Source organism: Luteolibacter ambystomatis (genome assembly GCF_018137965.1).
Lineage (GTDB): Bacteria > Verrucomicrobiota > Verrucomicrobiia > Verrucomicrobiales > Akkermansiaceae > Luteolibacter > Luteolibacter ambystomatis.
Window position 1 is genome coordinate 4,897,311 of record NZ_CP073100.1, and the last position, 12,252, is coordinate 4,909,562.

Genomic DNA, 12,252 nt, shown 5'->3' on the forward strand with positions numbered 1-12,252 from the left:
GTGGATTCGCCAAAATTCCATGGCCGAATTTGCGGCGGAATGTCCGTAAATGATCCATGTATATTTTTGATTATGAGTATTTTGCAACAAAAGTTAGTCTAACATTTTTGTTGCCAGAAGGCGGCGGATCTGGAGTTGTTTTGCGATTCCTGGGGTCTCCGTTTTGCAGGAGGAGATCGCGGGGATACTCCGCATCCGGTGCCATCGGTGCAGGTCATGCGGGGCGTTCGTTGCCCATCGTATCCCAGAAAAACCATGAAAAACCCGTACCGGACGCTCGCATTTGCGGGCGCATGTGTCGGCGGCGCTGCCGTCGTCGCACTCTGGCCGCAGGCTGTCCGCCTGTGGCATTCGGAACCGGCCGTCCCCCTTGCGGACGCTGGTTCGATCCATCCCGCCGCTTCCACCAAAGCGATGGCTCCAACCTCCCAAGCGGCCAAACCGGTTGCGACGGAGCCGGTGAAACTCACCGATGTGGAGGGGCGGGATCTTTTCGCACGCCTGGGCGAACTGGAAAAGGGCGGCCACCTGTCGCTGCCGTTGCCGGGTGGTGCGACTCTCGGCGGTCGCATCGGCCATGTGCTGCATCACCCCAACGGCGCCGTCACCGTGGGTGGCGCACTCGATGATGGCAGCGGAAACTTCGAACTCGCCCGCGAGTTCTCGGGGCCGCGCGGTTTCATCCTCCAGCGGGGCCGGCGCACTTCGTACGAGTATGCGAATGATCCCTCGGGCAACCTCACCGTTACCCAGGGATCGAGCGAGCGCATCCTTTGCGACACCATGCCGAAGCCCGTTGACCAACCGCCCGCCGATCCGAAGGAGAGCGCGGAGGGAGAGGCGATCGCGATCTACAATGGCGGTGAGACCGTCGGCATGATCGGTGATCCGGTGCCGATTCTCCACAGCCGTCCGCAGGCAGCGGCGACCATCTATCTGGACCTCGATGGCCAGGTGGTGGAGAACAGCGGGTGGAGCTCCGGACGGATCGTGGCGAAGGCCCACAACATGACCACGGCCACGATGACGGACATGTGGCAGCGGGTTGCCGAAGACTACGCGCCCTTTGATGTGAACGTGACCACCGACCTGCAGGCCTATCTGAAGGCTCCGCAGGGCAAGCGCGTCCGCTGCGTGGTCGCCCAGAACGGGCCCGCCAGCGACAGCGCCGGCGGTGTCGCCTTTGTCGGCTCGTTCACCTCCTCCGGTGACGTCGTGTGCTGGGGCTACTACACGGGCAAGGCAGGGGCGGAAGTCTGCTCCCATGAAGTCGGACACACGCTCGGCCTGGGTCACGATGGAACCTCCACGGAGGGTTACTACGGTGGTTATGGTAGTGGCGAAACCGGCTGGGCTCCGATCATGGGTGTCGGCTACTACAAGGAACTCACGCAGTGGAGCAAGGGCGACTATCCCGATGCGAACAACACCCAGGACGACCTCGCGATCATCGCGGGCAAGGCTCCGATACGTGCGGACGACCATCTGCCGCTCGCCAATGCCCAGGATGCCAGTCCATTGACGCTCGATTCATCCGGCAATGTTTCCGCCTCCGGCGTGATCCAAAGCCGCGATGACGTGGATGCCTTCGTCTTCACGACAGGCGGTGGCGCGGTGACGCTGAACTTCAACCGCTTTCCGACGAGTCCGAATCTCGACATCAGCGCCAAGCTCTACGACTCCTCCGGCACGCTGGCGGCGTCCTCGAATCCCTATGGCGATCTCGATGCATCGATCAGTGCCACGCTGGCGGCGGGCACCTATACCGTGACGGTGGATGGTGTCGGCCAGGATACCTGGACCACCAGCGGGTACGATGACTACGATTCGCTTGGCCAATACACGATCACCGGCACGGTGGCCGCGCCCGGGTGGCGCTTCCGCATTCCGGTGAGCGCGCTGGCGGGTGCATCCGTCGGCACCGTGGCTCCCGGTACTGGATCGGCGTATTCGATCACCGGAGGAAACACCGGCAGCGCCTTTGCGATCAATTCGGCCACCGGCAAGCTGACCGTCGCCACCGCGAGCGCGCTGGCTTCGCAAAAGGTCTTCACGCTCTCGGTGGCCTGCACCATCGGTGGCAGCGCCACCACGCTGACCGTTCCGGTGAGTGTGGCCCAGGATCGCGGCCTGAAGCGCGAGCTCTATACCGGCATCACCGGAACGAACGTGACCGATCTGACTTCGAATGCGGCTTACCCGAATTCTCCTTCGTCCACTTCGGTGGTGGAGATCTTCGAAGCTCCCACCAATGCGGCGGACAACTTCGGCGAGCGTGTTTCCGGCTATCTCGTCGCACCGGGTACCGGCAGCTACCAGTTCTGGATCGCCTCGGATGATTCCAGCGAGCTGTGGCTGTCCACCGATGCCAATCCGGCGAACAAGGTGAAGATCGCCTATGTGAACGGCTACACGCCCGCGAGAACATGGACCACCTATGCCTCGCAGGCTTCGGCCTCCATTTCGCTCACCGCCGGACAGCGCTACTACATCGAGGCGCTCCACAAGGAAGGCGGCGGCGGTGACAATCTCGCCGTGGCCTGGCAAGGCCCGGGTATCAGCCAATCGGTGATCGGCTCGGAGGCTCTGGAGTATCCCGGCGCCCGTCCGAACCGCGCGCCGGTGCTCACCAACTCGACCTTCCGGATTTCCGAAGGCGCGACCACTGGCACGACCATCGGCACGTTGCTGGCTTCGGACCCGGAAGCGGGTTCCGTGCTGAGCTACACCATCACCGCGGGCAATACCGGCAGCGCCTTCGCGCTGAATTCGTCCACCGGGGTGCTCACCGTGAATGGAACGCTGGGCTTCGCCTCGCTGCCCACCTACGCGCTGACCGTGCAGGCGACAGACGCGGGCGGACTCACCTCCACCGCCGAGATCATCATCGAGGTCAGGCCGCTGGGCATCAAGCGCCAGGTCTGGACCGGCGTGGCCGGTTCCACCGTCGCCGATCTGACGGCGCTGGGGACGTATCCCAACAGCCCGAACAGCACGTCCTACATCGACATCTTCGAGACGCCGGTGAATTCCGCGGACAGCTACGGCCAGCGCCTCAGCGGCTATCTCCGGGCTCCGGATTCCGGAAGCTACACGTTCTGGATCGCTGCGGATGACGCCAGCGAATTGTGGCTTTCCACCGACATCAATCCCGCGAACAAGGTGAAGATCGCCTTCACGACCGCCTGGACCAATTCGCGCGAGTGGTCGAAGTATGCCTCGCAGAAATCCGCGTCCGTCACGTTGGAGGGCGGGAAGTTCTACTACATCGAGGCGCTGCACAAGGAAGGCGCGGGCGGCGACAACCTCGCGGTCTCCTGGTCGGGTCCGGACTTCGGCCAGGTGATGCTCGGAGTTCCTCATGTCACCCAGCAGACCTACAACCACGGCGCTCCGGTGTTGAATGACCTGACGGTGAACACGTCCGATCTCAATACCACGGTGGCGACGCTGGAAGCGAAGGATTGGTCGGATCCCGGGACATCACTGGCCTACACGATCACCTCCGGAAACAGCGCGGGCTATTTCGCGATCGACTCGTCCGGTGCTCTGACGACGACCGTGCGCCCGGTGCCGGCGGGCACCTATGTGCTGACGGTGAACGTGGCGGACAACGGGCCGACATCGCTCTCCGATACGGCGAATGTGACCGTGAACGTCTATCGCTCCACGCTGAAGCGCGAGCTGTGGGCCGGCCTGAGCGGCGGCAATATCACCGACCTCACCGGTGCGGCGGCGTATGCGGGCTCTCCGAACGCCATCGACTACCTCGGCGCGGCGGAATACAGCAACATCGGCGACAACTATGGAGCTCGTACCAGCGGTTGGTTCACCGCGCCGTCCACCGGCAGCTACTACTTCTACGTGGCTTCGGACGATGCCAGCGAGTTGTGGCTTTCCACCAATGGCGACCCGGCGAACAAGGTGAAGATCGCTTCCGTGAGCGGTTACACCGGCGTCAAACAGTGGACGGCGCAGGCTTCCCAGAAGTCGGCTTCCATCGCCCTGACCTCCGGCACCAGCTACTATCTGGAGGTGCTGCACAAGGAAGGTGGAGGCGGTGACCATGTGGCCATCGGTTGGCAGCCCACATCCGGCGGTTCCATCACGGATCTGCCGGCCGCGAATCTGGGCGTCTATCCGCCTGCGGGAACGGCGGCCAACGACCTCACCGGTGCGGACATCGGCAGCGTCGGAGCCGCCGGCAGCAGCAGTTACAACAACGGCGTCTATGCCGTTTCCGGCAGCGGTGCGGATGTGTGGGGAACGGCGGATGCATTCCGCTTCACCCGCAAGGCGATCACCGGTGACTGTGACATCCGCGCCCGCGTGACCTCGCAGACCAACACCGATCCGTGGGCGAAGGCGGGAGTGATGATCCGCGAGACGCTCGCGGCGGATTCGAAGCACGCCGATGTCGTGGCCACTCCCGGCAATGGGTTTGCATTCCAGTACCGGACCACTGCGGGCGGAACCAGCACCCATGTCGCCGGACCGGCGCTCAATGCCAACCTGAACAACTGGGTCCGCCTGGTAAGGGCTGGCAATCTGTTCACCGCCTACTCTTCGGCGGATGGAGCAAGCTGGACGACCATCGGCTCAACCACGATCACGATGGGTTCGCCGGTTTACGTCGGCCTCATGGCATGCAGCCATGTCAGCGCCACGCTGAGCGCCGCGACCTTTGACAAGGTTTCGGTGGTGGCCGTGCCAAGTCCCTGGCTGTCCTCGGACATTGGTTCCGTGGCCATCGCAGGCGGGGCGGTTCATGGCAGCGGCGTCTTCACGCTCAATGCATCCGGAGCGGATATCTGGAGTGCGAACGATGCCTTCCGCTACACCTACCAGTCCGGCACCGGAGATTGCGAAGTCACGGCCCGCGTCACCGGTGTGGCGAACAGTGATGGATGGGCGAAGGCGGGTGTGATGATCCGGGAAACGCTGGCCGCCAATTCGGCGAACGCCACCATGCTCGTCACTCCGTCCAATGGAGCCTTGTTCCAATACCGGTCCGCCACCAGCGCGTGGTCGAGCAGCGTGCAGAACACCGGCGTCGCCGCGCCGCTGTGGGTGCGGGTGAACCGCACGGGCAACACATTCACCGCCTATCGTTCCAGCGACGGAACGACGTGGACGACGGTCGGCTCCACGACCATCACCATGGGTACGAATGTTTACATCGGCCTCGCCGAAACGAGCCACAACTACGGTGTGCTCGGTCAGGCGCAGGTGGACAACGTCACGGTGACTCCGTAACAGGCACCGCATTCCAGCGGGCGGTGGAGTGATCCGCCGCCCGCTTTTCGTTTCATGGCAGCTTTTGCCAGGCGTCGATGCCACCGGTGACGTTCAGCACGTTGCTGAATCCGGCATCAAGCAGCGATTGGACGGCGCGCGCGGAACGGCGGCCGGATTTGCAGTGGATCAGGATCTCGCGGTCGCGTGGCAGTTCGTTGATGGAATCATCGAAGGAACCGAGAGGGATCAGGCAGCTGCCGGGGATGCTGGCGGCGGCATATTCGTCCGGCTCGCGGACATCGACGAGGATGCCTTCGAAGCCGCTGTCGAGGCGGCGCTTGAGTTCCTCGGCGGAGATGGCGGGGAGTTCCGGATTCATGGAGCAGGAGGTGGAGGCAAGGGTTTCGGGATTGCGGATGGAATCGATGGATGGGTGGTCGCCGCAGAGCTTGCAGGCGGGATCGCAGCGCAGCGTCAGCGTCCGGAAGGAACTGCAGAGCGCGTCGTAGCAGGTGAGCTTGCCCAGCGGGACCTCGCCGATGCCGAGCAGCAGCTTGATGGCCTCCATGGCTTGGAGTGAGCCGATGATCCCCGGCAGCACGCCGAGAACGCCGGCCTCGTTGCAGGACGGAACCGCGCCGTCCGCAGGCAGCTCCGGGAGCATGCAGCGGTAGCACGGTCCGCCGAGATGCGGGGCGAAGACGGTCATCTGGCCATCGAAGCGGAAGATCGAACCATAGACGTTCGGCTTCTTCAGGAAGAAGGAGACGTCATTGGAAAGGAAGCGGGTGGGGAAGTTGTCGGTGCCGTCCACGATCACGTCGTAGGGGCGGGCGATGGCCTCCGCGTTGTCCGGCGTGAACATCTCCGGGTACAGGTCCAGATGCACATGCGGAGACAGTTCGCGGAGACGGGCGGCGGCGCTTTCGAGCTTGGGTTTTCCGACCCACGATTCGCCATGGAGGATCTGGCGCTGGAGATTGGAGCGGTCGACGGTGTCCGGGTCCACCAAACCGATGCGGCCCACGCCTGCTGCGGCCAGATACAGGGCTGCGGGACAACCGAGTCCCCCGGTGCCGATCAGCAGGACGGAGGAGGCCTTGAGCTTGCGCTGGCCCTCCTCGCCCACTCCCGGAATGAGAAGATGGCGCGAGTAGCGTTCGCGGTCGTCGGCGGTGAGCGGAGGAAGCATCGCTGGGGAGGAATGAAGGCCTTTCCGGGGTCCGTGCAACCGTAATTTCCCGGCTCCAACAATCGGATTCCCCCTTTCGGAAACGCGCATCCGGGGTTATCCATATGCCATGGCCGAAGTTCTTTCGACGTTCCTCCTGCAGCCGGGCGATCCGGCCCCCAATTTCTCGCTCCCGACACCCCGCGGGGAAATCCTCAGTCTGGGTGATGTCTTGGGAGCCAATGGCTTGCTGGTGGTGTTCGCCTGCAACCACTGTCCCTATGTCGTGCATCTGGCCGATGCGCTGGGCAATTTCGCCCGCGAGATCGAGGCGCGCGGCGTGGGTACGGTGGCGATCATGTCCAATGACTTGGAGAAGTATCCGCAGGATGCTCCCGACAAGATGTTGGAGTTCGCCCGCGAGCACTCCTGGGATTTCCCGTACCTGGTCGATGAGGATCAGAGCGTGGCGCAGGCGTATCGTGCGGCCTGTACGCCGGATTTCTTTTTGTTCGATGCGGAACTCAAGCTCGCCTATGCAGGCCAGTTCGATGATTCGCGTCCGCGTGGCAGCCTCCAGCCGCATGGTGGCGACCTGGGTGAAGCGGTGCGCCGCATGATCGCAGGCGAGCCGCCGATGGCGCGCCCTTATCCGAGCAGCGGCTGCAACATCAAGTGGAAGCCCGGGAACGAACCGGCGTGGTTCTGAGCCTTTGCACGTAGTTCCTCCTTCAGGAGGGTGGGGAGGATTCCGAATGGAAAATCGAGCGTTCCTGTCGAAGGAGGCGATGTTCTTTTTCAGGACGGGGCCGCTGCGTGAATCTGGTTGGCTTCACCCCGCCCGCCTGAAGGCGGAACTACGTACGAAGAATTACGATATGTATCGTACTTCCTGCAGGTAGAGCCCGTCGGAGGGCGCGCAGAGCGGGGATTTGCCATGGGGGAGGCCGGCGGGTTGGTCCAGCAGTTTCCGGAGGTCGTCCATGCGGATGCGGCCCTGCGCGGCATGCACGGCCGCGCCGGTCATCAAGCGGACCATCTTGTACATGAAGCCATCACCGCACCAGGTGACGCGATAGCCATCCGGCAATGCCTCGAGCTCTGCGGCGGTGATGGTGCGGTGCCAATCCGTTTCCGGAGTCTCATTGCCACGGTTCGCGGCGAATCCTTGGAAATCGTGGCGTCCGGTGAACACTTGGAGCGCTTCCTGGAACACATCGGCGTCCAACAATCGCGGCACGTGCCATGCCAGACCGGCCTTGAAGGGGGACAGCACCGGATCGGTGCAGAGATCATAGCGATAGACTTTCGCGACTGCTGAAAAGCGTGCGTGAAAATCCGGAGCCACCTCTTCGCAGGAAAGAATGCGGATTGTTGCGGGCAGCTTGGTGTTCAGTGCCGGAACCCAGTTGTAGGGGTTCATCGTCAGATGCTCCGGAGCATCGAAATGCGCGGTCTGGGCCAAGGCATGCACGCCCGCATCGGTGCGACCGGACCCTTGCAGGGCGATGGGCTCCTTCGCGGTCAGTGCCAGCGCTTCCTTGATGTGGTCCTGGACGGTGTTGTTGCCGACCTGGGACTGCCAGCCTTCATAGGAACGACCGTCGTAGGCGATGGTGAGTTTCAGGCGCACGGCTAACAGGTTTCTTCCATCCAGAGGTTGAGGATTTCCACCGCCGCGGCCTGGTCGATGACCGACTTCTGCTGCCTCGCCTTGCGCCCTGCTTCGCGGAGTTTGCCAGAGGCGGCGCTGGTGGTGAGGGTTTCGTCCACGAACACCAGTGGCAGTTCCGGCAATTTCTCCTGAAGCTTCGCTGCGAAAGCCCGGACCTTTTCCGCGGACGCGCCTTCGCTGCCGTCCATCCGCACCGGCAGTCCCAGCACCAAGGTCTTGATGCGGCGTTGGGCGACGATCTGCGGAATCCGCTCGAGCGGATCGGTTTTCGTCCGGTCGATGGTTTCCACCGGATGGGCGAGGATGCCGAAATCGTCCGTGGCGGCGACACCGATGCGGGCGTCGCCGTGGTCGATGCCGAGGGCGGGATGGTGCGGGTCGCTCACGCGGAAAATTCAGAGCAATTCCGGCGGTAGCAGGTCGACGAGCTTTTTGATGCCGTCCGCCTGATGGCGGTTGGCGATCAGGAGCGCGTCCTCGGTCTGCACCACGATCAGGTCGTCCACGCCGAGCAGCGCGATGCGGCTGCCTTTGCGCGCGTTGAAGACGATATTGTTCTCGGACTCGAGTTCGGTGATCGGCTGGTTGACACGGTTGTGCTCGCCGGACTTTTCGAGGTAGTTCGCGACAGACAGCCATGAGCCGACGTCATCCCAATCGAAGGTGGCCTCGATGTTCAGGACGCGGGCGGCTTTTTCCATCAGCGCGTAGTCGATGGAGATCGGGGTGAGCTTCGGGAACTGCGCGGCTACGGTGGCGGCGATGTCGCTGGAACCGCGCATTTCGGAAATGAAGCGCGCCAGCTCCGGCGAGTGCTTGGCCAGTTCGCGGATCACGGTCGGCAGGGACCAGACGAACATGCCCGCATTCCAGGAGAAACCACCGTGGGTGAGGAATTGCTCGGCGAGCTCGGGCGCGGGCTTTTCGCGGAAGCGCTTCACCTCGCGCGGCTTGTGTTCGAGTTCCACGCCCGGGATCGAGGCGCGGTCGCCGCGCTCGATATAACCGTAGGACGGGCATGGCCAGGTCGGGCGGATGCCGATGGTGACGAGGCCGTCCGAATGTTCCGCCGCGGAGATGGCGTCCCGCATCACGGAGTGGTAGGCCTCCACGTCCTGGATGAGCTGGTCGGCGGGCAGTACCATCATGGTGGCGTCCGGATCGCGGGCGGCGACGAGACCGATGCCGAGGGCGACAGCCGGCGCGGTATCGCGCTTGGCGGGTTCGGCGAAGATGTTTTCCGCAGGCAACATCGAGGCGACTTCACGGACCCCGGCTTCCTGCTGCGAGTTGGTGAGGATCAGGATGTTTTCAAGAGGCACGAGGCCTTCGAGGCGGCGGATGGTTTGTTCGAGAAGGGTATCGTCTCCGAAAAGCTGGAGGAGCTGCTTCGGGCGCGTGTTCCGGCTCAGCGGCCAGAAGCGCGTGCCGGATCCTCCGGCGAGGATCAGGGCGTAGGTTGCACGGGAGGATGGCATGGCGCGGCCATCCTACCGGCGGTCCGGCGATCGGGAAGCGGAAACGAGGTTCCTTCGTTTCCGGGGTTGTCGCGGGGTGACAAGTTGCTAGATTGTCCGCATGCAGACTGACTCCGCGGACACGCAGCGTGACTGGATCGAAACCACGGCCCTGGTGGCTCCCGGCCTTCTTGGTGCGGCGGCCGGGATGCTGTTGTCCGATCTGATGCACCGCAACGCGCGCCGTGGCGTGGCCATCGCCCTCGGCGGCCTTGGCATCGCGGCGCTGGTGCCGCTGCTTGTCGGCGGCATCGCCAACAAGGTCAACGGCCCGGAATCCGCACGTGGCGCGCGCCGCCGTCTCGCTGGCATCCGCGATGCCGGTGACGGCCTCTCCGATTTCCACGATGTGGATGAGGACTTGCGCGAGCAGGGCGTGATCTGATCAAGAAGCAAGGAAGGTTCCTCCTCCCTGAACCCGCCTGAAGGCTCAACTCCTTTAGAGTCCCGCCATGCCGGTGCCGCCGCTGAGCCAGATCCCGTCCCACGTTGTCGCCTTGGACGACTACGAGGCGCTGGCTCGCGCGCACATGGACGAGGCCGCATGGGCCTACATCGCAGGTGCTTCCGCGGACGAATGCACGATGCGGGAAAACCACGAGGCTTTCTGCCGCCTGAAGCTTTCCCCGCGCGTGCTCGGCGACTTCACCGGCGCGAGTACGAAGATTGAACTCTTCGGCCGCACCTTCGCCCATCCGGTGTTTCTCGCACCCACCGCCTTCCACAAGCTCGTCCATCCGGATGGCGAACTCGCCACCGTGCTCGGAGCGGCGGCAATGGAGGCGGGCATGGTCGTCAGCACCTCCGCCACGGTGCTGTTGGAGGACATTGCCGCCGCGGCCCGGATGCCGCTGTGGTTCCAGCTCTACATGCAGCCGGATTCCGCTCACACGCTGGAGTTGGTGAGCCGTGCGGAAGCAGCAGGTTATGAAGCGTTGGTCCTCACCGTGGATGCCCCGGTCAGCGGCCTCCGCAACCGTGAACAACGCGCCGGATTCCAGATCCCCTTCGGCATCGAGCCGGTGAATCTCCGCAATCGCCCGGCGTTGCCATTGTGCGACTCCGTGTTCGATCCCGCCTACATCGCACATCTGCCGCGCTGGAAGGATCTCGCCTGGTTGCGATCCCACACGAAGCTGCCGATTATTCTCAAAGGCATCCTCTCCGCCGCCGATGCCGCCCTGGCCTTGGATGCAGGAGTCGATGGCATCGTCGTGTCCAATCATGGCGGACGTACGCTGGATGGAGTACCCGCTGCGATTGATATGCTCCCCGCGATTGCGGATGAAATCGGCGGGCGTATCCCGATCCTCATGGATGGTGGCATCCGCCGCGGCACGGATGTGCTGAAGGCCCTCGCCCTCGGAGCCTCCGCCGTGATGGTGGGCCGCCCGATTCTCTACGGCCTCGCCGTTGCGGGTCCCGTCGGTGTCGCACACGTCCTGAAAATCCTCCGCACCGAATTGGAGGTCGCCATGCTTCTCAGTGGTTGCCCGACCATCGCCTCCATCTCGCGCGAGGTCTTGGTGTGACCGTGGCGGCGGTTTCCAACCCGCCAAGCTCTGTCACTCTCCCAACACCCGCTCATACGCCCGGATCACCTTGCCGGTCATCGCCTCCAGCGTCACCTCTGTCGCCACCAGATCGAACGACGGCTGCAACCGCGCCTTCAGTCCCGGCAGATCCGCCAGCGCGTGCTTCAATCCGCGCTCCAGCTCATCCACCGAATACGGCTGCATCAGCGCCTCATCCGGCAGGAACTCCGCCGCGAAACCCACCCGTGTGGAAATGCACGGCACCTTCATGTGCAGCGCTTCCGCCAGCGTGTAGGGACCGCCCTCATTCCGGGACGCCACCACGAACAGATCCGCGCAGCCCATCAGGCCCACGGCATCATCGCGATGCCCCGCCATCCACACCCGGTCATGGAGCGCATGCCTCTCAAGCAACGTCTCCAGCTCGGGCCGCTGCAGGCCCTCGCCCACCATCCACAAATAAAACCCCGGCACGCGGGCCATCGCCTCCAGCAGCAGATCCATGCCCTTTGCCGGAACCAAGCGGCCCACGGTGCAGAACACCGGCTGACCGTTGGCGGGAAAGGGGGGCTTCGTCGCCATCGCCGCCTCACGGGTTCCCGCAGGCGGGGGAGCGATCGAGTTCCAGATCACCGTGGCGGGCAGCCCCTTGAGGGATTCCTTCACCTGGGCGCTCGCGGTGATGATCGCATCGTAGCCGCGGAAGGGACGGTTGGTGGACTTCGTGTTCTGGACCGTCGCCACCCGCTTGATCCCCGGCAGGAAGCGGCGGATCGCCTTCACCAGCGCCCCGGCCTTGTTGGCGTGGGCATGGACGATCTGCGGCTTGCGGCTGAGAATGTTGTTCCGCAGCTCGAGGAGGTTGAAGGGATTGATCCGCCCGCGGTCCATCCGGTGCGGGACAAAGGTCACCTGCGGCGAAAAATGCGGGCGCATCGTCTCATCCGCCACCACTGAAACCTCATGGCCGATCGCGGCCTGGCGGTTCGCCAGTTCGATGACGTTCTTCTCCAGTCCTCCTTTTTCGCCGACGCTGGCGAGCACATGACACACGCGGATCACGGGGGCAGGCTAGGAAACCCCGGCCGGATGCCAAGTTCCAACGCCGTTTGCAAA

At 63.7% G+C, this 12,252-nt stretch carries 9 protein-coding genes; 4 read left to right on the forward strand and 5 right to left on the reverse strand.

Going from position 1 to position 12,252, the window contains the following annotated elements; all coding sequences use genetic code 11:
- Positions 1-255 precede the first annotated feature (255 nt).
- Positions 256-5,256, forward strand: coding sequence for a cadherin domain-containing protein (locus tag KBB96_RS19100; RefSeq protein ID WP_211631093.1), 5,001 nt, complete (start codon positions 256-258; stop codon positions 5,254-5,256).
- Between the two features lie 52 nt (positions 5,257-5,308).
- Here KBB96_RS19100 and moeB read toward each other — a convergent pair whose 3' ends face one another.
- Positions 5,309-6,430, reverse strand: coding sequence for a molybdopterin-synthase adenylyltransferase MoeB (moeB, locus tag KBB96_RS19105; protein ID WP_211631094.1), 1,122 nt, complete (start codon positions 6,428-6,430; stop codon positions 5,309-5,311).
- A 109-nt stretch (positions 6,431-6,539) separates the two neighbouring features.
- Here moeB and KBB96_RS19110 point away from each other — a divergent pair, with 109 nt between their 5' ends.
- The gene (locus tag KBB96_RS19110) at positions 6,540-7,118 is read left to right on the forward strand and encodes a thioredoxin family protein (protein ID WP_211631095.1); all 579 of its coding nucleotides are present in this window, start codon (positions 6,540-6,542) and stop codon (positions 7,116-7,118) included.
- A 162-nt stretch (positions 7,119-7,280) separates the two neighbouring features.
- Here the strand turns inward: KBB96_RS19110 and truA are convergent, their stop codons facing one another.
- From truA to KBB96_RS19125, 3 genes are read right to left on the reverse strand one after another with little or no spacing between them, the layout of a single operon-like run.
- Positions 7,281-8,042, reverse strand: a complete 762-nt coding sequence (gene truA / locus KBB96_RS19115; RefSeq protein ID WP_211631096.1) for a tRNA pseudouridine(38-40) synthase TruA — start codon at positions 8,040-8,042, stop codon at positions 7,281-7,283.
- Between the two features lie 2 nt (positions 8,043-8,044).
- Entirely contained in the window at positions 8,045-8,470 is a 426-nt protein-coding gene (ruvX, locus tag KBB96_RS19120) for a Holliday junction resolvase RuvX (protein WP_211631097.1), read from the reverse strand.
- 9 nt (positions 8,471-8,479) lie between these two features.
- Positions 8,480-9,562 (reverse strand): mannose-1-phosphate guanylyltransferase, encoded by a 1,083-nt coding sequence (locus KBB96_RS19125; RefSeq protein ID WP_211631098.1) that lies wholly within the window; start codon positions 9,560-9,562, stop codon positions 8,480-8,482.
- 100 nt (positions 9,563-9,662) lie between these two features.
- Between KBB96_RS19125 and KBB96_RS19130 the strand changes: the two genes are divergently transcribed.
- A complete protein-coding gene (locus tag KBB96_RS19130; protein WP_211631099.1) occupies positions 9,663-9,986 on the forward strand; it encodes a hypothetical protein in 324 nt (107 codons plus the stop codon).
- 67 nt (positions 9,987-10,053) lie between these two features.
- A complete protein-coding gene (locus KBB96_RS19135) occupies positions 10,054-11,133 on the forward strand; it encodes an alpha-hydroxy acid oxidase (RefSeq protein ID WP_211631100.1) in 1,080 nt (359 codons plus the stop codon).
- Between the two features lie 33 nt (positions 11,134-11,166).
- Here KBB96_RS19135 and KBB96_RS19140 read toward each other — a convergent pair whose 3' ends face one another.
- The gene (locus tag KBB96_RS19140; RefSeq protein ID WP_211631101.1) at positions 11,167-12,198 is read right to left on the reverse strand and encodes a glycosyltransferase; all 1,032 of its coding nucleotides are present in this window, start codon (positions 12,196-12,198) and stop codon (positions 11,167-11,169) included.
- Positions 12,199-12,252 lie beyond the last annotated feature (54 nt).